This window comes from Algoriphagus antarcticus (genome assembly GCF_002150685.1).
In the GTDB taxonomy this organism is placed as follows: Bacteria; Bacteroidota; Bacteroidia; order Cytophagales; family Cyclobacteriaceae; genus Algoriphagus; species Algoriphagus antarcticus.
This window is the reverse complement of record NZ_MSSW01000008.1, coordinates 51,628-75,179: the sequence shown is the minus strand read 5'-3', so window position 1 is coordinate 75,179 and position 23,552 is coordinate 51,628. Positions and strand designations below refer to the sequence as shown.

At 38.6% G+C, this 23,552-nt stretch carries 18 protein-coding genes; 14 read left to right on the top strand and 4 right to left on the bottom strand.

The window, feature by feature from the left end; translation table 11 throughout:
- Positions 1-315 precede the first annotated feature (315 nt).
- The 10 genes from BVH04_RS04770 (at position 316) to BVH04_RS04725 (ending at position 12,476) form a co-directional block, all read left to right on the top strand.
- Positions 316-1,461 carry a PDDEXK nuclease domain-containing protein gene (locus tag BVH04_RS04770; protein ID WP_086540186.1) on the top strand — a complete coding sequence of 382 codons (1,146 nt, stop codon included), beginning with the start codon at positions 316-318 and terminating at the stop codon, positions 1,459-1,461.
- Positions 1,462-1,834: 373 nt separating this feature from the next.
- A complete protein-coding gene (locus tag BVH04_RS04765) occupies positions 1,835-2,953 on the top strand; it encodes an HNH endonuclease domain-containing protein (RefSeq protein ID WP_086540185.1) in 1,119 nt (372 codons plus the stop codon).
- Complete coding sequence (locus tag BVH04_RS04760) at positions 2,941-3,807, top strand: bifunctional class I SAM-dependent methyltransferase/HIT family protein (RefSeq protein WP_086540184.1); 867 nt, start codon at positions 2,941-2,943, stop codon at positions 3,805-3,807. Before BVH04_RS04765 ends, BVH04_RS04760 begins: the two co-directional genes overlap by 13 nt.
- A gap of 2 nt (positions 3,808-3,809) precedes the next feature.
- Complete coding sequence (locus tag BVH04_RS04755; RefSeq protein ID WP_086540183.1) at positions 3,810-5,006, top strand: hypothetical protein; 1,197 nt, start codon at positions 3,810-3,812, stop codon at positions 5,004-5,006.
- 188 nt (positions 5,007-5,194) lie between these two features.
- The gene (tnpA, locus tag BVH04_RS04750) at positions 5,195-5,488 is read left to right on the top strand and encodes an IS66 family insertion sequence element accessory protein TnpA (RefSeq protein WP_086540182.1); all 294 of its coding nucleotides are present in this window, start codon (positions 5,195-5,197) and stop codon (positions 5,486-5,488) included.
- Complete coding sequence (gene tnpB, locus BVH04_RS04745; protein WP_086540181.1) at positions 5,488-5,841, top strand: IS66 family insertion sequence element accessory protein TnpB; 354 nt, start codon at positions 5,488-5,490, stop codon at positions 5,839-5,841. The genes tnpA and tnpB overlap by 1 nt, the downstream gene beginning before the upstream one ends.
- Before the next feature lie 68 nt (positions 5,842-5,909).
- The gene (tnpC, locus tag BVH04_RS04740) at positions 5,910-7,424 is read left to right on the top strand and encodes an IS66 family transposase (RefSeq protein WP_086540180.1); all 1,515 of its coding nucleotides are present in this window, start codon (positions 5,910-5,912) and stop codon (positions 7,422-7,424) included.
- A gap of 24 nt (positions 7,425-7,448) precedes the next feature.
- Positions 7,449-7,922 carry a condensin complex protein MksE gene (locus BVH04_RS04735; protein ID WP_205635788.1) on the top strand — a complete coding sequence of 158 codons (474 nt, stop codon included), beginning with the start codon at positions 7,449-7,451 and terminating at the stop codon, positions 7,920-7,922.
- Complete coding sequence (locus BVH04_RS04730) at positions 7,906-11,613, top strand: ATP-binding protein (protein WP_086540179.1); 3,708 nt, start codon at positions 7,906-7,908, stop codon at positions 11,611-11,613. Before BVH04_RS04735 ends, BVH04_RS04730 begins: the two co-directional genes overlap by 17 nt.
- Positions 11,613-12,476: a DUF7281 domain-containing protein gene (locus tag BVH04_RS04725; RefSeq protein WP_086540178.1), complete on the top strand. Its 864-nt coding sequence runs from the start codon at positions 11,613-11,615 to the stop codon at positions 12,474-12,476. The genes BVH04_RS04730 and BVH04_RS04725 overlap by 1 nt, the downstream gene beginning before the upstream one ends.
- A gap of 53 nt (positions 12,477-12,529) precedes the next feature.
- On the opposite strand, the gene BVH04_RS04720 is transcribed toward BVH04_RS04725, so the two are convergent.
- From BVH04_RS04720 to glgP, 3 genes are read right to left on the bottom strand one after another with little or no spacing between them, the layout of a single operon-like run.
- Positions 12,530-14,329 (bottom strand): M14 family metallopeptidase, encoded by a 1,800-nt coding sequence (locus BVH04_RS04720; protein ID WP_086540177.1) that lies wholly within the window; start codon positions 14,327-14,329, stop codon positions 12,530-12,532.
- Between the two features lie 54 nt (positions 14,330-14,383).
- The gene (locus BVH04_RS04715) at positions 14,384-15,112 is read right to left on the bottom strand and encodes a DUF1003 domain-containing protein (RefSeq protein WP_240510832.1); all 729 of its coding nucleotides are present in this window, start codon (positions 15,110-15,112) and stop codon (positions 14,384-14,386) included.
- 53 nt (positions 15,113-15,165) lie between these two features.
- Positions 15,166-16,824 (bottom strand): alpha-glucan family phosphorylase, encoded by a 1,659-nt coding sequence (gene glgP / locus BVH04_RS04710; RefSeq protein ID WP_086540175.1) that lies wholly within the window; start codon positions 16,822-16,824, stop codon positions 15,166-15,168.
- Positions 16,825-17,355: 531 nt separating this feature from the next.
- Here glgP and BVH04_RS04705 point away from each other — a divergent pair.
- Together BVH04_RS04705 and BVH04_RS04700 are read left to right on the top strand one after the other, a co-directional pair.
- Positions 17,356-17,589: a hypothetical protein gene (locus tag BVH04_RS04705; protein ID WP_086540174.1), complete on the top strand. Its 234-nt coding sequence runs from the start codon at positions 17,356-17,358 to the stop codon at positions 17,587-17,589.
- 165 nt (positions 17,590-17,754) lie between these two features.
- Positions 17,755-18,747, top strand: a complete 993-nt coding sequence (locus tag BVH04_RS04700) for a hypothetical protein (RefSeq protein WP_140160521.1) — start codon at positions 17,755-17,757, stop codon at positions 18,745-18,747.
- Between the two features lie 97 nt (positions 18,748-18,844).
- On the opposite strand, the gene BVH04_RS04695 is transcribed toward BVH04_RS04700, so the two are convergent.
- Positions 18,845-21,376, bottom strand: a complete 2,532-nt coding sequence (locus BVH04_RS04695) for a M14 family metallopeptidase (protein ID WP_086540172.1) — start codon at positions 21,374-21,376, stop codon at positions 18,845-18,847.
- 301 nt (positions 21,377-21,677) lie between these two features.
- Here BVH04_RS04695 and BVH04_RS04690 point away from each other — a divergent pair, with 301 nt between their 5' ends.
- Both BVH04_RS04690 and BVH04_RS04685 read left to right on the top strand, forming a co-directional pair.
- Positions 21,678-23,072: an MBL fold metallo-hydrolase gene (locus BVH04_RS04690; protein WP_086540171.1), complete on the top strand. Its 1,395-nt coding sequence runs from the start codon at positions 21,678-21,680 to the stop codon at positions 23,070-23,072.
- An 11-nt stretch (positions 23,073-23,083) separates the two neighbouring features.
- Entirely contained in the window at positions 23,084-23,395 is a 312-nt protein-coding gene (locus tag BVH04_RS04685; RefSeq protein WP_086540170.1) for a rhodanese-like domain-containing protein, read from the top strand.
- The last annotated feature ends 157 nt before the right edge of the window (positions 23,396-23,552 follow it).

The following is a 23,552-nucleotide window of genomic DNA, read 5'->3' as shown; positions in this document are numbered from 1 at the left end:
GGGGAAAGTTAGGCAAATACGGGAGAAGTGAGTTTTCGCATTAAAAAACTATCTTTAACTGATAAGTTTAGGGTAAAATGATTGCTTTAGCAATACGGAATTAATTTGATTTTGCTGAGTGGACGATTTTTAAAAACAACCCTTTTTAATCCGAGGGAAATTTCAAATAATAGCTCTTATTGAGCATAAAAAAAGCTTTAATCCTGAATAGTGACTTGATTCAATTAAAATAGAAAATCCTGCAAAGTGATAGGAGACAATGAAAATTTTGATTTGATTACTTGATTTTTAGTATCTACCGAATAGCCCAGAACAATGGACAAAACCTACATTGATTGGATAGAATCCCTCAAACAAAAAATCAAATCTGCTCAACTCAAAGCGAGCATTGCGGTAAACGAGGAGATGATCCGCTTGTATTGGGATATTGGGAAAAGTATTGTAGAGAAGCAGGAATCCTTTGCATGGGGAAGCAAAGTGGTGGAGCAGCTAGCTAAGGATCTCAAAAGAGACCTGCCCGATACCAATGGTTTTTCAAGAACCAATTTGTTTGCTATGCGCAAGTTTTATTCCTTTTTCAAAGAAAGTGAATTGATCCACCAAGCTGGTGGACAAGTAAGAATTGGTGATTTTTCTGAAAGCAGTTCAATAGTCCAGCAGGACGTTGGACAAATAGAAAACACAGGCAGCAATCTGAATAATCCAATTGTCCAACAGGCTGTTGGACAATTAACACCAAATAGCGTTTTATGCAAAATCCCTTGGGGCCATCACATTGTAATTTTAAATAAGACCCAAAGCATCAAAGAAGCCCAATTCTACATTCAACAAACTATCCAAAACAACTGGAGCAGAAGTGTATTGGAGATGCAGCTAGCGTCCAAGCTGATTGAACGACAAGGCAAAGCACAAAATAATTTTGAACTGACGCTCCCAAAGCCTCAAAGTGACCTTGCTCGTGAGACACTGAAAGACCCCTTTAAATTTGATTTTTTGACTTTGGAAGTCAATGTTCAAGAATTGGAATTGGAGCGAAAACTTACCGAGAACATCACCCAATTTTTATTGGAGCTGGGAAAAGGCTTTGCCTTTGTAGGAAGACAGTATCCCCTGCAAGTGGGGAATAAAGAACGCCGACTTGATCTGCTATTTTACCATATTAAGATGCATTGCTATGTGGTGATCGATCTCAAAATGGGCGAGTTTGAGCCGGAGTATGCCGGGAAGATGAATTACTATCTGTCTGCAATCGACAAACTCTTGAAAACCGAACAGGATAATCCAAGCGTTGGCATTATTTTGTGCAAATCAAAAGATACTTTGGAGGTGGAATATGCCCTTCAGGATATGAACAAACCCATGGGAATCAGCGAATTTACATTTAGTGAATTACCTCAACTCATCCAGAGAAACATGCCTTCAGTAGAAGAACTAGAAAATGAACTTAACAAATTGACCTAAATGGATTTATGAATATTCAATCAACGCGATCCGCATGCCTGAGGAGAAGCTGAGAAAATAGGGGCTGAAGCATTTGCCGGGATTTTCATATTTTTTGCCGCTGACATATCGAGGGATTGACAATGCCAATTCTTCATGTGCTCGAAGTCAGCTACTCAAATCGCGAGGTGTTCAAGTTTAATAAGCTTACTTTGGATAGGTAAAAAGGATTGACTGGCTAATTTGATTTTGTATCAATGAGGGTAGCAAAAATGCCTAGGCTTGTTTTTTTATTCGGAGATTTGGAAGGATATTGAGGAGGGGAAATTTCAGTTAAGATGATGAGGTTATTCCAATACTGCTATAACCTTTTTTTGAACGATTATTTTTAAACATGAACAACCAAGTCTTCTATAACATTAGCAAAATCATTGAAAGGGATAGTAAGGCTACTACCTACAAATTTGCTCTTTTGCGTGGCGTTATTGATATTATTCAAGATAACTCCCCCTTTATTTCGTTCAACGGAAACCGTGTTCAAATACCAACTGGGCTGCTTATCGAAAAATGGTTATTGTACTACTATCCAATTTTGGAGTCTATCACTACGATACCTCAAATTAATGGAGCAACTAATCTTGCATTTAGTAGTCAGTTGGTCAAATTGATATCTGATTACGAAACTCGTGGAGGTTTTTCCGCATTTTATAATGATTTAAAGAACAAAGGAATACCAGAAGATTTGCAAGCTGATTTTTTTGAACTTGCTAAAAAGCTTAGAGATACGATCACTAAAATGCCAATGAGGTATATCGGTCGTTCAATAACCAATGACTATTACTCTATTTTTAACTTTGATAATCAACCTATTAAAAGAAAGTCAAGAATAGACATTGAGACTTTAATCAAGGATTTTGGGACATTTTCAATTCCTTTTGAATATTACGAAGCCTTTAAAATTTTGGGTAGTTTTATAAATGGGCAAGATTCTATTTTATTCAAATGGGCAGAATTTTCTGTAAATGCATCTGGGAATAATTTATCGATTGATAAGGTTCTTAATGAAGTTTTAAGGAGTCCGATCACGCTAAGAGAAATTAAGGAATCGAAAAAATTGTATAACGAGATACTTCAAAAAGAAGGAAAATTTTACTGCGTTTGGACTGGTAAAAAAATTACTTCATTAAGTGAAACTAATATCGATCACGTAATCCCATTTTCTGTTTGGAAAAATAATGACCTTTGGAATTTATTACCCTCCACACCTCCTGTAAATAGGGCCAAACGTGATAAAATCCCAACACAGGAAATTATCGAAAGGCAAAAAGATCTTATCATTAATTATTGGGGGATAATCCTTGAAAGTCAATCTAAACGATTTCAAAAAGAAATCCAGGTTGCACTCTTAGGAAACCATTCATTTGATTCTTGGAAAAAACATGGGATTTCGCAATTACAGAACAGTTGTAATTATTTAATTGAAAGCAGAGGTTTTGAAGGATGGAAAATTTAAAGTCTAACCCAAATAGCCACCTAACCGCCAAGGAAAGAGACAGCATTTCTTTCCCAGCTAGAATTCTTTTAGAGAGGAATTTACTGGTTGGTGATGTGTTGGACTTTGGTTGTGGCTTTGGGTCTGATGTTAAATTACTCAAGGGAAAAGGGATGAAAATTGAAGGTTACGATAAGTATTACGCCCCAGATTTTCCCAATAAAAAATTTGATACCATAATTTGCTTTTATGTTTTGAATGTTCTTCTACCAGAAGAGCAAGCTACTGTTTTGATGGCGCTTTCTTCCTTAGTAAAACCAACAGGAAAAGTCTATATCGCGGTACGGAGGGATTTGCAGTACGAAGGTTTTAGAATGCACAAAATTCATCAAAAACAGACGTATCAATGCAACGTAATTCTAAACTCAAAATCCTTTTTTAAGAATGAGAATTGCGAAATCTACCAGTATCAGCACTATAACCAATTAAAAAGAAATCAAAATTCGGATTGCCCTTTCTGTAATCCTGATTCGGATAGAGAGCTCATTGTGGAGTCGGCAACAGCATATGCCATCTATGATAAGTTTCCTGTCAATGAAGGGCACGCTTTGATTATCCCAAAACGGCATTGTGATGATTATTTCGCATTGACCTTCAAAGAGCAATCAGCTTGTGTATTTATGATGAACAAAGTGAAAGAGATTCTGTCTCAGAAGTTCAACCCAGATGGGTTTAATGTTGGGATCAATATTGGAGAGAGTGGCGGACAAACAGTAAACCACGTTCACATCCATTTGACCCCTCGATACAAAGGTGATGTCGATGATCCAAGAGGCGGAGTGAGAGGTGTAATTCCTAGTAAACAGAAATATTGAATATGAATACATTTTCAAATATTAAAGAATTGGTTTCTGCTTTGAATAGGGAGCATAAACTTCTTACTGAAATGTTTAAGATGAGGAAATCCGCTTCGTATAAATATGAATATGCTCTTGATTTGGTTGAGAATGATGGTAACCGAATTCAATATCTAATAAACCGTTCTGTTTTACGTCAGAATGGGAGCACCCTTGAAATTGATGATGAGTTTCTACAATTTTTTGAATTGGTTTTGGATGCAAACGAAGAGATAAATATTTCATACATCAATGAAAACCTTGAAAAGGTAAAGCAAAATATTGATTACTATTTCAACGAACCCAATGAACAAAGGAAGTATGATTATTTACGAACGGTCAAAAATACACTTAGAAAATTAGGGGCAATTACCTTGAGAAATGTAGTTGACTTAAAAAGGAACATTGACAACACTTTTAAAAACGAGCCAAACTATAAAATAAAACGAGCCAAACTTTTAAATCTTGATAAAAAGAGAAAGGATATCACGAAGCTTATTACTCAATCCGAAAAATTAATTTCAATAGATGAGGTGACATTTTTTTATACTGCACTTGATGAAGAATTGAAAAGGGTAATTGTTCAACTCAAGATCCAATTAGGCAAATGCACACACAACCTCATTGAAATTGAAAGACAGATTATTGATTTCTTAAACCAAATCCAGTTTCAAAGCAATGTGATTGAAAAATTGCGACTAATAAAATATTTGAAAGATCAATTCATCCTTGAGACAGCAACGGATATAAAAGCAATTCTAGCTGCAAATGATTCCGTAATATTTGAACCGAATCCGGCTTATCCGCTGAAACTTTCTCTTGAATATTTACAAGCAGACGAAGAAGCATTTGCAAGCATAATAAAAATTGCGAAGCGTGTGAAAGCAGGAATAAACTTGAAGCGCCCCGTTGCTGAAAAGATTTCAAGTGAGTATCTGGAAACTCAAATAGAAGAAGAAATACAAATCAATCTTGAAGAAGTGAAAAATGGATTTGTAGCTTCCAGCTACAATCTTTTTGATTTCATAATGAATTACAATTTTGCAAAGGAAGTTTCATTTGAAGACCGTGTTACAATTTATTGCCAGTTGATTTCACAATATGAAAACATCTTTAATATAACCGATAAGTTTGAGGTGAAAAAAGAAATTGAATTCGCAATGGTATATCCTAAATAAAAAATAAAATGCAAGTTCCAATTCAAACAGCCGACATATTTAAATTCCTAAGTAAAGGACAATTCATAAACTCAAATAGCTCTACAAAAGCCGTAAGTGACCTGTATAAAGTAATTGAGGACGAACAAACGTATCCATCCGACCAACCCCGTATTGCGAGCGGTTTCCTGAATGCTTAAAGTTGCAGGATGAAAAAGACAACCAATGAAGCATATTATTCCCTGTACTGTAAGTGGCAGGAATCCGGCAAGACCAAGGCAGCCTTTGCTGCATCAGAAGGCATACCCAAAGCAACGTTCTATTATTGGTGCAGAAAGTTTGACACCGATACCATCCCTGCAGCTTTCCCTTCCCCGTTTTCAATTATTCCGATGCATCCTACCACGGCAAGTCCGGTAGCCAGGATCAGCTATCCCTCGGGGATCTGTGTGGAATTGTTTGGCGCTGTGGATGTGGTCACCGTGCGTGAGTTGTTGGGCTGATGCTGGCCCTGTCAAGTTCAGCCCGGTACTTCCTGTACCATGAACCTACCGACATGCGTTACGGGATCAACTCCCTTGCCGGACTTGTGCGTAACAAGCTTGGTTTTGATCCGATGAACGGGGACGTATTCGTTTTTCTGGGCAAGCGTTCCAACCAGATCCGGTTTCTGCAGTGGGACCGGGACGGTTTTGCCATGTACATCAAAAAGCTTGAACAGGGTACTTTTGAACGTCCTGCGCTGCCGGGAAACGCAGTCACCAGCGGTCAGCTCAGCCTGCTTTTACAGGGGGTAAGGCTGGTTTCGGTGAGCTACAGAAAGCGCTATAACCCCCTAAACAGGACTCGAAAATAGTCTGCTTTTTTTGAGTAAAAAGTGGCTTAAAATACTATTAAAGCTACTTTTTGGCGTATATTTAGGCCATGGAAAACAAGGAGGAGGACTACAAAAAACTGTATGAAGAGACCTTGTTGGTACTGTCCGAAAAAGAAGAGATTCTTTCTGAAAAGAACGATATAATCGCTGATCTGGGATTCGAGCTGGACAAGCTCCGCAGGTATATTTTTGGGTTCAAAAGCGAGAAGCGCAACAGCAGTTCCGCTGATGGCCAGATGGGACTTTTTGAACTGGGTACCACCCAGTCGGTACAGGAAGAGCTGTCCTGCTCCGTGCAGCAACAGAAGCCCGCACCAAAGAAAAGAGCCAAAGGAACCGGCCGCATGAGCCTGCCCGAAGAACTGGCAAGGGAAGAGATCATCATAGAGCCTTGCGAATCCACCGCGGGCTGTACAAAGATCGGGGAAGAAGTGACCGAGGTATTGGAGATTGAGCCCGCTTTTTTCTATGTAAAAAGGTATGTACGTCCCAAGTACGCCAGACCAAACGGTGAAGGTATCCTGATTGGAACGCTTCCTGACCGGGTAATCGAAAAAGGCATTCCTTCCGAATCGGTCATCGCCCAACTCACCGTCGATAAATACGTTTACGGAATGCCGCTGCACCGGCAGATCGACAAATACAGCAAGATGGGGGTCCGCATCCCCGCTTCCAGCGCATCAGACTGGCTTATGGGAGGATGGGAACAGCTCAAACCGCTCTGGGAGCTGCTTCGCCTGATCGTCTTCTCCCAAAAATATCTTCAGGCAGATGAAACTCCCATAAAGGTGCTGGACAGGGACCATAAAAACGGCATCCACCAGGGATATATGTGGCTGTACCATGCTCCCGTGGACAGGCTAGTCCTGTTTGATTACCGAAAGGGCCGGGATAGTTCCGGTCCCAAAGAAATGCTTGCCGGGTTCAGGGGTATTCTCCAGACAGACGGCTATACCGTCTATGATTCGCTTTACGGGAACCATCCGGATATCCTGTTGACTTTCTGTATGGCCCATGCAAGACGTTATTTTGTCAATGCCGTCAAGGATGATGAGAAACAGGCCAACTATGTGCTGGACGAAATGCAGCTGCTGTATGCGCTGGAACAAAAGATGAGAGACCGGGAACTGGACTGGGAGCAACGCACGGAGGAAAGAAAAGAACATGCCCGCCCCGTTCTGGACAGGCTGGAGAACTGGCTGAAGGAGCACCAAGAGCGCTACAGGCCCCAGAGTCCTATGGGAAAAGCCATCGACTATACCCTGCCCAGATGGGCGGGACTGAGTGCGTACGTACTTCATGGCCAGATGGAAATTGACAACAACCTGATAGAAAATGCAGTGAGGCCACTGGCAATCGGCCGAAAGAACTTCCTTTTTGCGGGATCACATCAGGCAGCCCAGATGGCTGCCGGGATGTACTCCTTTATGGCCAGCTGCAAAAAAAACAAGATCAATGAATTTGCATGGCTGAAGGATGTCTTTGAAAGAATCCAGAGCCATAAGCAAAAAGACCTTTATCAACTTCTACCCTCTAATTGGGAAATATATCGACCTAAATAAAAAAACCAAATTACAATATGGAGTTTGTCGGATGGATACGAACAAACCTTCGAAAATTTATATGACTATTTCCGAAGCATCAATTTTACTTTAGAGAAAGGAGAAGAGTATTATTATTTCAGCAGACCCGAAAACAAAGTTGACCTTGAAACAAAGATTGAAGCAGCATTCAGATGGATTGACATAATTGACTTTCTGAAAACTTATGACAATTCTTTTAGTTCAGGTTATCGATTCACTCCTTCTGACATTCTTGTAAGAATAAAAATTGATGCAGAGTTAGAAACTAAATTAGAAGGACTAAAGAAGCATACCGACAAAGAAAAACATCAAGACATTCTTGACAAGATTTTAAAGAAACTAATTGACGACACTTTCATTGAACTTGAAAATGAAATTACACATCAATACAAAGTGTTGGCTTCGTTCAAGTATCTTGAACAACTTATTTTGACAATCAATATACCCGAAGATGTAAGAAATGAAATACCTGAATAAAATAGTTTTCATAAACAGTGCTGATAAGTCCCTCAAGTATGCAGAAGTAAATCTTGATGGAAATGTTCATTTCATAGGAACGCAAGGAGTGGGAAAAAGCACTTTGCTAAGAGCAATTCTTTTCTTCTACAATGCCGATAAACAGAAACTTGGTATACCAAGAGAAAAGAAAACTTTTGATGAATATTATTTTCCGTATCAGAATTCCTACATCGTTTATGAAGTGCAAACAGAAAACGAACTGTTTTGTGTTTTAGCTTTTAAATCACAAGGAAGAGTTGCCTTTAGATTTTTTGATTCTGCATTTGACAAAAACTTTTTCATAGATAGCGAAGGTAGGGCTTTTGAGAGTTGGGATAAGACCAGAGAAGCATTTGGAAAAAATATAAGTTACACAAGAACGATTCACATCTATGAAGAATACAGAAACATTCTTTACGGCAACAACAAAGGTTTACCAAGTGAATTTAGAAAGTATGCTTTGATTGAGAGTAAGCAATTTCAAAACATTCCAAGAACGATTTCAAATGTTTTTCTCAATGCAAATCTTAGCGCTGAATTTGTAAAAGAGACAATAATAAAATCGCTGAATGAGGAAGAAATCAAAATTGACTTGACAACTTACTCTCAAACTCATCTTAAAGATTTTGAAACCAATTTGAACGACATAAAGAAATGGACTGACAGGAATCGTAAAGGAGAAAATCAGGTTGAAAAGCAAGCCGACAATGTTTCAACCGTTTATTCAGCATTGAAATATTTAAATAAAAAGAAAGCAGAGTTAGCTTCTCAATTAGGTTGGGCTTTAAATAATGTAAAAGAACAGCAACCGAAAGTTGCCGAGCAGCTTGCAGTTGAAGAACTGAAACGAAATAAAGTAAAAACTAAACTAAACGAACTTGATAGTGTATTTGACAAAAAGAAAGAAAAGACGCAAGAGCAAATTGGAAAATACAAAAGCAAACTTAAAGAAATAAAAACCAAGCGTGATGAATATGTTGCTTTGAATATTCAGAGCATCCTTGAAAGAGTTTCAAAGAAAATTCCATTAGATTTAGATAAGAAAAATCTAATAGGTGAAAAGGACATTCTCACTTCTAAGTTTCTGGAAATACAAAAACGATATGAGTTACAATTAGGGCAATTAGAAAGTCAGTTGAAGGAGTTTGAGAACAGCAAGCAAACTGAAAAGAACTCTGCAAAAGAAAACCAACTTCACTTCAAAGAAGAATTGACTAAGCAATACGATTTGCTTTATGAGGAAATTAGGGCACAGCACAAAGAAGGACTTGAAGTTGCTAATTCACTTGTAAAGGGAAAAGACAAAGCAATTACAGCAAATAGAATCAGTCGTTCAGAAGTAAGGAACAAAAGATTTTATGAAAAGGAAATTGATGCCTACAACGCTGATATTTCAAACTTGAATTCAGCAATTTCAAAAGCAGATAATGCAATTCAGCAAGCAACAGAAAAAAATAAAAACATTCAAAAGGAATGGTTGCTTGAAGAAACAGGAGTTAAAGAGGACACAAAAAGAAAAGTTGAAAAGCAAACCGAACTTCAAACAAAACTGAATGTAAATATTTCAGCGATTGATACGAAGATTGAAAACAGCAAAGATTCCCTTTATGGATGGTTGAATGAGCACGTTCCCGATTGGGACAAGACAATTGGAAAAGTAATTGACGAGGATAATGTTTTGTATAAGTCGGGATTGAATCCAAAGAAAATATCTAATGTAGATTTGAGTTTTTTTGGAATCAGTATTGACACGAATGAGATTACCAAAAAGGTTAAAACAGTTGCCGATTTACAAAAGGAGAAAGATGATTTCAATATCCAAATCACAGCAATACTTCAAGTCGTTACTGACTTGAATTCTAAATCAAACGAGGAACTTGAAAAACTTAGAAGAAGGTTTCAGCCCAAAATAAAAGAGCAGAAAGAAATTGTTGATACCAACAAATATCAAAGCGACCAGAACAAAATAAAATTAGAAGAAGTTGGGGTTCGTTTAACCGACTGGAAAACCCAAGCAGCAACAGAGCAGAAAGCGGAGTTGGAAATTATTGATAACGCTATTTCAAAGTTGAGTGAAGAAAAAACAAATGCAGAAGAACAGGTTCAAAATGTTGAAGGAAGCATTACCAAATTGATTTATACAAAGAAGAAAGAGAAAGAAGGAAAAATAAAAGTAGAGCAACTGAAACTTACTGAAATGATTAGTAAAATTGATTTGCTAATTCAAAGTGAAAAAAATTCAATTGGAAAAAAGGAAGCAGAAATAAAATTCAAACAGAAAAAAGAACTTAACAACAAAGGAGCAGATACTAAGCGAATAGAGGAAATTGATTTGCGACTTTCAGTAATTGACCTCGAATTAATTTTTATAGATAACAACCGAGACACAGTTGCAGAATACAATAAAGACAAACGAGAATTATTTGAAAAAGAAGATGAATTCAGAGGGATGAAATCTTTATTTGAAAAACAATTAGAAACAGAATTAGCCAAACATAAGCAACAGCAAGAAAAGTTCATTCAAGACATCGGACTTCACAATGCAGAAATTGAATCCATTGGAAAAACACTTACTGGTTTTGATACTGACTTAACAGCGTTTGACACTTTCACAAAGACAGATGTTTACCAAACGGTTGAAATATTTATATCAGAATACACTGATGAAAACAAAACAGAATTTTCTTGCTTCTTTATTATTGGTGAGTTAAACACGACTGACAATACAATTACAAAAAGATACATTGAACTACAAGAAGCTATTAACAAGTTCACTGGCAATTTTCAAGAAAATAACATTTTTAGTTTCAAAGTTAAGTTTAACGAAAGAGCCGAATTCTTTGAATTTGCCGAGATGTTGAAAGAGTTTATTGAGGAAAATAAACTTAGCGAGTATAAGGCAAGAGTGGAAGAACGGTTTGCTCATATTATCCGTAGAATTGGTATTGAAACTGGCGATCTTATTTCAAAAGAAGGGGAAATAAGTCAAGTAATCAGAGATATAAACAATGACTTTGTTTCAAGAAAATTTGTTCAGGCCATAAAAAGTATGGAGCTAAGAACTAAAGAAAGTGCGAATAGGATTTTTGGATTGCTAGTTGAAATTAAAAATTTCAATGATGATAATCCATATAATATCGGGAAGGTAGATTTGTTTAATTCAGCAGATCAAGTTAACAAAAATGAAAAAGCAATTTCTCTTCTGAAAGAGTTGATAAAAGAAATGGCAACTAGTAAGGAGAAGGAAATTAATCTTTCAGATTCTTTTGAATTGGAATTTAGAATTGTAGAAAATGATAATGATTCGGGATGGGTTGAGAAACTTACAAATGTTGGTTCAGAGGGAACAGATGTCCTTGTAAAAGCAATGATAAATATTATGCTGCTGAATGTTTTTAAAGAGAGAGCAGCTAAGAAATATAAAGATAATTTTCGGTTGCATTGTATGATGGATGAAATTGGGAAGCTACATCCAAATAATGTGAAAGGGATTTTGAAGTTTGCAAACGACAGAAATATTTTATTAATAAACAGCTCACCAACTTCATATAACGCAACCGATTATCGTTACACATATCTGTTAGCCAAGGATGCTAAGAATGTAACAAGCATAAAACGGCTGGTAAGGAAAATTCTAGCAGTTGAGTCCGTAATTAAGACCGAAGCCTAATGAAAGTTCCTGTTCATATCGCAGAAAAACTACTGCGTCTATCTCATGGCGAAAGCATTCCTTCAAGTTCGGCAAAGCATTTTTTGATTGATGATTTAGTTCTAGAAGGAATCATCGAACGAAAAGGAAGAATTCAAAAATCTCTGATGCTTTCTGATAAAAAAGCATTACACACTTATTTACAAAACAATTATTCAATCAATAGCCTTCAACGATACATTGATGTATTTAAAAAGGAAGGCGTAACGCGTAGCGAACTCGTAGCTGTTTCAGCCGAATCCAAGTTGATTGGTGTAAGAACTTTCAAGGGATTTTTGGTTAACTGCTACTTCCCAATTCAGGCAACGCTAAACGGAAATCAAATTATACTCAACCCAGTTGTAGGAACTTTTCAGTTCATCTATGAATTTGAAAAATTTATATTACCACAAGACATTACATTGGTAGGAATCGAAAATCCAGAAAACTTTCGGCACATTGACAATCAGAAGTATTTGTTCTCTGACATTAAACCATTGTTTATAAGTCGTTACCCTCAAAACCAAAGTAAGGACTTAATCAAGTGGCTTCAATTCATACCAAATAGTTATTTGCATTTTGGTGATTATGACTTTGCGGGAATTGGCATCTATTTGAATGAGTTCAAAAAGCATCTTGGGAACAAAGCATCGTTTTATATTCCGCAAAATATTGACAAGTTAATTGTCGACTATGGAAATAGAAAACGATATAATGATCAAAGAATAAACTTTGAAGTGGATTTAATCGATGAAGGAAATCTTTTAACACTTATTGACACTATTCACAAACTTAGAAAAGGTTTGGATCAGGAGATTTTGATTCATATTAAATCTGAACAATAAACCTCTGAGACTTACAGTTACTGAAAATACCCTATTATACTAATCGTCACCCCTCACCACTCCCTCCCCACCGGAATCACCTTCCAATTCTGATCGTAGTAAGGAGTCTGTGCATAAAACCATTGATAGATTGCTCTGGGAGATTTTGCAAAATTAGCTTCTGTCTTCTTTTTCGCCTCAAATCTCGTTTTCAAATCTGCATCCTCATACAGCATTTTGGCAATCATAGGTTCCATGATGTAGGTTTCCATGTATTCGGTCTGCGAAAGAATGGAGTGAAAATATCCCCATTGGAAAAAGCTATCCACCGATTCTGGCTCCATCAAAATCACCAAAAGTTCTCCCAGGGGTTGATCGGTTTTCACTCGAACAGAACCAGGATTGAGCATCACCTTGCTGTTTTCTTTTTCCAATTCAAATGATTGAAATCTGAATCTCCCTTCGTAAGGCTGATTGCTGAGCTTGTACTCGGAAATTGTGGAAAATTCCATGTTTACTTCCTTCGCTTCTTTGAGAATGTCCATTTCGAAGCCATGAGTTTTCAGTTTATCGATAATTTCTGACCATTCTACAGGAATCCAATAAGCCTTCGGAACTGGAACTGAAGCAGCGGGTTTGTCCATCAAAATGCTTGGCACAAGCTGGGTGATGGCCTTTCCTTCCCAATCCACATATTCATTGCCTGTGATTTTGGAGGTTACTTTTTTGGAAGCAATTCCCAAAAACTCCATAGAGTCGGCAGGAGTATCCCGGAATTGATATTTGACAATTACAGCTTCTTTCTCTTGATTTTTGTCTGCTTTCACCGCAGACTGCAGCTCAGAAAAGTGGGTTCCAACAGATTTTATAGCTTGCTCCAGAAAAATGTAAGTACCCAAAACTCGTTGTTCAAAAGGCTTTAAAGAGTGGTTTTCTATCAAAATAGAAGGCAAATGCCGAATATCTCCATAGGTATGTGAAAAGCGCGGGCTAAATGAAAAGGCAATGTTTCCCTCTGTAAAGTCTTCGTTGTTGGCGGCGAAAAGCAATGGTCCAGGAATGTGCCCTTGGTCTTTCAAAGCCTGATCTACTTCTGGTTGAAAATAAGTAGAAAGCCAACTTGAGATTTGTGGTGAATAGCCTCCAGTCGCTACATAGCCATACGTAATGTCGTACTGATAGTCGGCTCCATCGGTGACGTGAATATCAATATACAAGTCAGGATCGTAGCTGTTGATAACCCTTGCCATCGCTGAGATTCCTGCAGTCTCTAGTTTGGTGTAATCTCTGTTTAAATTAAGATTTAGTGCATTGGTTCTCCAGCCCATCTCTTTCGGACCACGTTGATTTACTCTTCCATATTCACTTCTTCGCTCATGGCCGTCTGTATTGAGGATTGGGATGAAAAGTAGATTAGCATACTCCAGAAGATCTAATTTATCCCCCTGACTGATATCCCGTAGCAGCATCATTCCTGCATCTTTACCGTCTATTTCCCCGGCATGTATTCCAGCCTGGAATAGGATCAGGGGCTTTTTAGAGGTGGATAATTCTTCAGAAGTAAAATCCTGATCCTTAGATGCAATTACCATTTGTATCGGTCTTCCCTGCTCGCTAAGCCCGATTGAATTTATTTCGAGGTAGTCTGAATTCTTGGCTAATTTGTCTATCCAAGCCATCGTTTCTTTATAGGTTGGTGATTCCAGTCCATCCGAAAGCTCAAATGGGGTAATCCATTTATTAGACTTTTCCACTAGCAATTCTTTACTTTTTCCATCCCAAGGAAGTAGAGGAGGCATAATTTCCTGAGCTAAAATCTGCAATGAAGAGAAGATTAATAACAAATTGAGAGGAAAAGCTTTTTTGAATTTCATGGGGTGGTTTTTATTGGGATTAGGTGGTGCTTTGGGATTGTTGGATTTAAGGTTTTATTTCTCTCCTTTTCTTATCGCTTTGATCAGATCATCTAAATAGTCTGTCTGGACTTCTTGAATTTCTAAAAGTTTCTTATTCTGATGAACGAGTAAATGATCTACTTTTTCACTTAGCAATTTAATTTCAAGTTCAGCCTTGAGATTGATTTTGTAATCGTGCTCACTTCGGCGTCGATCCTTGGATTCTTGCCTATTTTGACTCATCATGATTATAGGCGCTTGAATCGCCGCGAGACAGGAGAGAATCAAATTCAACAAAATGAATGGAAAAGGATCGAAGGCTTTGGTGACCAAAAGGAAAATATTGGTGCCAATCCAAATCAATATGAAACTAAAGAAAAAGATGATAAAGGTCCAGCTACCCCCGAATGAGGCAATTTGATCGGCAAGCTTATCGCCAGGACTAATATTCTCCTCCAGATCTTCTTGAACATTTTCGGACAGAATCGAATTTGACTGGATAGCCTGCATTACGTCTAAATCGATCTGGGCAAGTTCTCCGCGCTCCTCTAGGATCAAGGAGGTGAGGTATTTTCTTCGATATTGATTTAGTTCATCTAAAGAAATAAACTTGCCTGATCCGAAATCTGGGAAATTCAAATTGATCAGCGCTTGAATTCCTTCACGAATCTCCTCAAATTTTACACTTTCGCCAGCTGGAATAGTTTGGTTGCTAATATGTGAAATCGCCATTTTGAAAGACTTATTTTCCCCAAAGTACAAAAAAGCCCAAGTTTGAAATACAAACTCAGGCTTTCATTTAAGGAGGAAAGGAATTATGATTTGTACATAATTTCGTAATATTCTGTGGCCATTCTATTGCTTTCAAAGCGCTCTATCACATCTTTCATGCCTTTTTCTACGATGTCATCCCAAGTATTTTTGTTCTCATAATAAGTTGGGACAATCTCATTTTCTAGCACTTGAAAGATGTTTTCTAGATCAAAGTGATCCTGTTCCGGTATGCTCATATTTTGATAATCAGCCGTAGGGACAATGAAACTATTTTCACCATGCTCGGCAAATTCACATATCCAACCGTCAAAGGTGCTGAAATTCACAGCCCCGTTCATCGCTGCTGTCATGCCGGAAGTCCCACTTGCTTCTCGGGGAACACGCGGATTATTTAGCCATACATCTGCCGCCTGCTTGAGCCGCTTACTTAAGGTCAATTCATAATCCACACATACAGCCACATTCGGATATTTTTTGCTTAGATGCACCAGTTGATTGAATGTAGAAATAGCCCCATAGTCAGATGGATATGGCTTCCCAGCCCAAATAACCTGAACCGGACGTTCTGGATTATTGATTAGGGCTTCAAACCTAGCGAGATCTCTTGTGATCAAATCTGGCCTTTTGTATCCTGCAAAGCGTCTTGCCCAAACTATGGTTAATACATTTGGATCAAGTAATTTCCCAGTCTGATCTGCCACCAATTCGAAAGCTCTTTTTTTCAAATAATGCTTCCTGTCCTCAAATCCGGATTTATCATCTGTACTCATGAAATGATACAGCTGCTTATCTGCCCAGTAGCTATAGTTTTGAGAGTTGGTGATCGAGGTGATTTCAGGAATATCTGAATATTTGCTCCACATATCTCTGCTTACCTCGCCGTGAAGTTTACTGACCCCATTGGCTTTTCTAGCAAATCGAAATGCCGCTAAGCTGTGATTAAATAGATTTCCTTCCATGCCAGTCAGCCATCTCACTTCGTCTAATGGATACCCATTGAAATACCCCATTTTCTCGCAGAGGTAGATGTCATGCTTTTCATTGCCAGCTTCTTCGGGCGTATGTGTGGTGAATACTAGTCGCTTTTTTACTTCCTCTTTCGACCCGAATTTCCGCATCAAATGGAAAACTGCGCTGACTCCATGTGCCTCATTGAGATGATAGACTTCCGGGTTGAAATTCAGTTCATCCAGCAGCCTAGCTCCTCCGATCCCCAACAGTATAAACTGCGCCACTTTTGCTGCCGAATCAGAATCGTACAGTCGATGCGTGATGGTCTGACTGAGGTAGTCGTTTTCTGGTAAGTCTGTACTCAACAAGAAGAGCGGAGCACTATTAAAGGTGGTAGGAGGTAGATACCAAGCTTTCACCCAAACAGGGTTTCCATGAATTGTTATCTGATATTTTATCCCAGTATCCTCCAAAAAGCTATAGGTCTTTTCATACCATTCAGCCTTTAGGGTCTGATCCTGATTTCTACCTTGATCATAGTAGCCGTACTTCCAAAGGATACCGATACCGATTAGGTTTTGCTTGAGTTCGTAGGCGCTTCGCAAATGTGACCCTGAAAGAAATCCTAGCCCGCCAGAGTAAATTTTGAGCGGTTGGTGAATGGCAAATTCCATAGAGAAATAGGCCACTGGCTTGGAGAATTCCTGAGTAGGAGGATAGGGGACAGTGTAATTTTTAAAATCGGTCATGAGAGGATAGCTAAGAAAATCCTAAGATAATTGAATTCAGAAATGTGAAGCAAGAATAGGATTAGAGAATTGTAAAGAAGGAGCGGTAATAGATAAATGCACTTTCAAATGTGCAGTTTCTGCTAAAATTGCACATTCATTTGTGCAAAATGACTTAATTAATCAAGCGCTTTGCAAATTAATCACGAATGCTAGTCCTGCTTCTAGAGAAGCAAGACAACAAATCTTGTAGAGTGAATCCTATCCTTTGCGGTACTTTGTGTTAGTTGCTAAATAAAAAACCGGCCACTTCTCTGCGACCGGTCTTACCAGATTTCTAGAAGCCTCTGAGGATCGGGTCACCATAAAAAAAATTAAAATTTAATCCATTTGATAATTAACGAGTTAGGTTTATTATTTACTCAGAAATAAAACTAAATCAATTTTTTTGAAACTAGGTATTTGGAAGTTTCTTTCTTTTAAATAGATTTGTACGTCTCTAATGGCCATTTTTAGACGTTTTATTGTTTTAACATTTTATATTTAATTATTATGAAAAAGAAATTTGTTTTTACATTTTCGTGCCTGTTAGTCGGCATTATTTCGTTTGGTTCCATTAATTCTTACGCATTAGAAGAAACTGGCTGGGATTACAAATCAGTTGAGGATATTGATAGAATGGATGGCAGAACATATTTAGTTTCTCACTGCGAAGATAAACCTGGTGATGATTGTACAACCCCAGGTTCATCTACTCGAATTGAATTACCTAATATTCCAGAATAAATTTCTAACGTGAATTATTCTATTTTAAATTGCAGGAGCTACCTATTCATAGTGGCTCTTGCTTTTTTTTCAATCAGCTGTTCTTCTAAGACAGATTCCGACATCTTTGAATATTCAAACTTAGTACTGATTGACAGTATAGAAGTAAAACTTCCTATACAATTTGTGCCTATTTCAAAGTGGCAAACATTTAGTGATTCTTCGCAGACTCTTTTGATTGACTATGGAATGGATGCAAAGGGGGATTTGCTGGTCTTGCGCCTGAATTTTGAGAGAGGCGAATATTTGGAGCCGATTTATATACCAAGAGAAGGACCAGATGGTTTTAACGCCACAGATCTTTTTATTTCTTATCAAGGGCAAGATTTAATCTATGTTTTTCCTTCGGCAACGGACAAGTTCTATTTATATAACTCATTAGGAAAATTAGTAGAAAAATACAATTATAACGACGGTGATTATACTAGATTTTATATAAGTGGGTTTTACTCAGATATCTTTTATAATCAAGGCGAAATAATGTTGCCTACTATTAATGATACCCGTTTCGACGATAGAGACTATTTTGAAAAAGTAATTCCTTTTCAGAAATATGATTTCACCTCAAGGAAATTTACAGATCAAGTAATATATCCTGAATTTGTAGGAGGGAAATTTTTGCCCTCAAATCTCTCAGGTGGACAAATTTCCAGCTATGACAGTAAGACTGCGCTGATTAATTATCCATTTTCTGATAGTCTGTATATCTATAGTTTTGAGAATAAATCTATTGATGCATTTTACTGTGGAATTGAAAATGGACACAAAACCAAGTTCCTCGATCATGTTCCAGATAAAGAAGTAAGTAGGGAATATGTAGTAAAGGAAAAGAACTATGAGTTTGCCAAAACCCATAATGGAAAAGTATATCGCCTCGTATCTCATCTTAAAAATGAAAACTCAAGAGAACTGACACCAATTGATATTATCAGAAGAGATCTTCGTGGGGTTACCATGATAGAGTATAATCCAGAAGACAAATCCATCAACTATTATGAGATGCCCATCGCCAGGAATTTTGTTTTTCAGGAAAATAAATTAGTTGTGGGTGGAATCTCGATCAGAGAGGATGAAAATCAAGATACCTTTCGGAAATTCTATGTTTATCAATTGAATTAACTATCTATTTTCTCAATATATCCTTCTTTTAAAACCATAAAGACCGGCTAATTTTCAGTAGCCGGTCTTAATACTTAAGTCTAACTTCTAGCGTCTCTTATTGCCCTACCATAAAGATGGCATTGCTCAACACGAGTTTACCAGACTCCCAAAATCCTCTGAAAATCGGATCATCTACAAAGTAAACGATCTCACCTCTGCCGGCATTTTCTACTCCAATCACCATGGATTCACCCATTGTTGATTTGATTTTAAAACCGATATATCCAGTTCTGTAGGCATCATTGTTGGCAATTATTCCTGCATTTGTGCCTTTGCTGAGGAATGCGAATTTGTTCGAATTATTTTTTAGCGTATAGTATTTTCCACCAGTTCCGTAGCCGAGTGGGTGAGTTTCGTCCATCGTCACTTGATAGATCGCGCCAGCTGCACCTGAGGAAATCTCCAAACGCTCTCCTTCTTGATACGGAAGGATTCGCTCGACTTTTGCCAAGGAATCCAGCATTTCCTTAGATGCTTTTTCTTCGTCTTCTGTATCAAATGTCTTCAGGTTAAAGCCTTCCTTATTGGCAAATAAATCTACTGCACCTTCTATTGCAATTAGTTTTCCGCCAGCACGAACCCATTCCAGCAGACTTTCCTCGGCAGGTTTGCTCAGGCCTGCACCACGCATGGAAGGCATGATAATGACAGTGTATTTGCTCAGGTCATAACGAGCCATATTATCCAGCTCCAAGTTCACAAGAGGATAATTCAGATCTTTTTCGAAGAAGTGCCAAATAGCTCCATAGTTTAACGAATTTGTGCCTTCTCCACCAACTAGTGCCACTTTTGGTGCTTGGATCACTCGGATATTTGGTGATCCAAAATCCTTGCCTTTGTCGACATAGCCACTCATAGTAGTCGCTAGGGTCACTCCAAATTTATTGGCGATCTCGACTACCTTCTGATCAAAATTCGGAACATACTCATTTCCGCCTTTGGTGATCATCAGGGATCCGGCAGGAAAGCTATTCCCCTCCACTTCAAAAGGAAATTCATTGAATTTGACACGAATATCCGCAGTAAGCAAAGCTGAAAGAAATGCTGCATCGCGGGTTCCTTCCCACGGGGCTAGGTAGGCTACTGGAGTTTTGTCAGCGACATTCGGCGCAAACGCTTGTTTCTCATAAGCTCCAGTTGCATTTATACGGCTTTCTAGTGCATAAGCTTCCAAACCGTATGCATACGGCATAGACCAACTCGTGATATCGTAAGTGATGCTGTCATTCAAAGCAGGATTTGGCTCAAATAAAACCTGTGTCAAAACCGACTTTGGCTGGTAAGCATTTATGATAATATCCTCCTCACTGGTGGAGAAAGACTCACTTTTTCCCGATCCATAAGAAAAACCTTTCAAACCTGATTTTGCTCCTGCTTTACCGTATCTGATTCCATTTTTATCCAGAAGTTCAAGCAATTTAGCTACCTGAGCGGGATTGCTTTCTCCTTTGATCACAAAGCTTTTGTATTGGCCTTTTGGAGAAGTGGAGTTTTCATCAAAAAATTTCTCGAACTCGGAAAGCAGTTTTTCAGCGTTTTTGCTGGTCACTTCAGCAGCTGACATCGCTGCTGTATAATGCCCTTGAATTCTGTAGCTCAACGAAACAGTGTCGCCCACTGCATTAAATCCACCAACACCTGCTTGACCTCCACCACCTTGCTCGATAGTCATGCCGATCGCGCCGTTGAACATCGGGTACGAATCTCCATAGGAAGGATAAAGTAGGTCGAAGCGCTCCTTGGTAAAGTAGAATCTTCCAGCTTCATCGAAGTATTTGGCAGTGTTTCTTCCGAAAGTATCCTGAAACTCATGCTGCCATGGAGTCAATTGCTCATGTAGAGGTTCTGCAGCTGGAGCCATGTAAAAAGGATTGTTGATGCCCTGCTCGTGGAAATCCAAGTGAAGCTGAGGCATCCACTTATGATAAAGCTTCATTCTAGCCTGTGATTCTACCTGTACTTGCCAAGCCCAATCGCGGTTCAGATCAAATAAATAGTGATTTGCACGGCCACCTGGCCATGGCTCATTGTGCTCCACGGATTGCAAATCTGGCTGAAGCGTTGTATTCATTTTCTGATTATACCAATTCGAGTATCGATCACGGCCGTCAGGATTGATCGCAGGATCGATGATGACGATTTGATTTTTAAGCCATTCTTGAGACTTCGCGTTTTCAGGATTTGCCAACGTATAGAAGGAAGAAATCGCAGCTTCCATACCCACAGATTCATTTCCATGGACATTGAAAGACATCCAGTTGATCGGAACAGAAGTCGATGGATCTCCGTCCATCATGCCTGCTCTCTTGAGATTGTCAGTACGGATTTGCTCCAGATTAGCCATGTTTTCCGGGCTGGAAAGAATAGCGACAATCAGTGGGCGTTTTTCGTTGGTTTCTCCGTATTGGATTAGTTTGACATTTGGATTATTGGCCGCTACATGCTCGAAGTAATCGACCATGCGGTGATGCGGAGTGAATCGATCACCGGGTTTGTAGCCCAAAAACTGCTCAGGAGTTTGGATCTGAGCCCAAGAACAAACAGTGATCGAAAAAACGAATAGTGATAAGAGTAAGAGTTTTTTCATAAAGTGGAGGTATAGAATAATAGCCTGAATTTAAAAGGATTTGTCTTTTGTTGTACCACCGATTAAAAAAAGCTCGGTGAAAGATCAAGTTCCAGCTTGAAGTTGTTAGCGTCTTCACATATGGACTTATAGAATTTCAGTCTTCGGATTGTCCAATTCCAGTTGGATAGTTCATTAAAGAAAAACCCAAATTCAACATTATGAAAGTAAATGGGCAATGTGACAAAAGTTGCTGAACGACAAAATGAAAAGCCAGTTCTTTGCAGTATTAAATAGAAGTTGAATCAAAATAAATATAGGTATGTATTTCCAACATGTATATGACAAATCCCTGGCACAAGCAAGTTACTTCATAGGTTGCCAGGCAAAAGGTGAAGCAATTGTAATTGATGCCCAGCGGGACATGGATGTTTACTTGAAGATAGCCGAGCAAAACAACATGAAGATAACGCACATTGCTGAGACACATATTCACGCAGATTTCTTGAGTGGTTCTAGAGAATTGGCTTCTGTGACTGGTGCAAAAATGTATCTATCAGGCGAGGGCCCAAAAGAATGGCAATATGAGTTTGATCACGAAGGCCTTCATCATGGCGATACTCTTAAAGTCGGAAACCTTAGTTTAGAAGTGCTTTACACTCCAGGTCACACTCCGGAGAGTATTAGTTTTCTATTGACAGATCATCCTGCCACAGACAAACCAGTTATGATTTTCACAGGGGACTTTGTATTTGTAGGAGATATAGGAAGGCCAGATTTGCTGGAAAAGGCTGCTGGATTAATAGGAACTCAAGAGAAAGGAGCACAACAGATGTATGAGTCAGTTCAGCGGTTTGCAGAACTTCCAGATTACGTTCAGGTTTGGCCTGGGCATGGAGCTGGATCAGCATGCGGCAAAGCCCTAGGCGCCGTTCCTAGCTCAACTGTAGGTTATGAGAAGATACGAAACTGGGCATTCCAATACGCTTCCGATGAGGAGGGGTTTGTGGATTATTTATTGGAGGGGCAGCCAGAACCACCGAAGTATTTTGCGATGATGAAGCACTTGAATAAGGTGGATAGACCTTTATTGGTAGAAGTTCCCAAGCATCCAAAGCTTGGCAAAGATCAATTTCTATCTGCGTACAAGGATGGGTTGAAAGTTATAGACACTAGAGATAAAGTGGATTTTGCAAAAGGCTTTTTGCCAAACAGCATCAATATCCAAGGCAATAATTCCTTTTCGACCTGGGCGGGTTGGCTGCTTAACTATCAAGAACAATTTGTACTTGTAGCAGAGGAAGATCAGATGGAAGATCTGACACGTAAACTCATGCGCATTGGTCTTGACAATATCTATGGATTCATTGATGATGTCAGTGACGTAGAGGTGGAGCTTGAGTCTGCAGATGTGATTGATATCGAAGAGTTCAAATCTTTGGTTGGAAAAGATGATGTGCAGGTAGTCGATGTAAGAAATACGACAGAATATGCTTCCGGTCATGTGAATGGTGCAGACCACGTGTTTGTAGGGACTTTGCAAGATAATCTGGATAAAATAAATAAGGACAAACAGGTTGTAATTCACTGCCAAAGTGGGGATAGAGCAGCTATTGCTTATTCCCTTCTGCGAAGAAATGGATTCGATAATTTGAAAAACTACTCTGGAGGAATGAAAGAGTGGCAGGAAAAAGGAAATGAAACAGTTAAAAATTAAACAATCATACTATGGGCTTTTTATCAGCAATTTTCGGAAGTAAAGACAACAGTCAATTGAAAGAGGTAATAGAAGATGGAGCATTTCTAGTTGATGTGCGCTCCTCAGGTGAGTTTGCTTCAGGCAGTGTCAAAGGGGCGATAAATATTCCCTTGGATAGAATTGGAAGCCAATTGGCAAAGTTCAAAGGCAAGAAAAACATCGTTGTGTTCTGCCAAAGTGGCAACCGCAGCGGACAGGCGAAGAGCATTTTGGAGAAAAATGGCGTTCAAAATGTCATCAACGGGGGCTCTTGGAGCAATGTCAACCAATGTGTAGGATAAAATAGACTTTAAGGGAGAGTCATACGGCTCTCCATTTTTATTTTAAATCATAATAAAATGGACTTTTGGGATCAGCGATACAGTCAACCAGATTTTGCTTACGGCGAAAAGCCAAATGAATATTTGAAGTCGAAATTAGCAGGGCTCAAACCAGGGA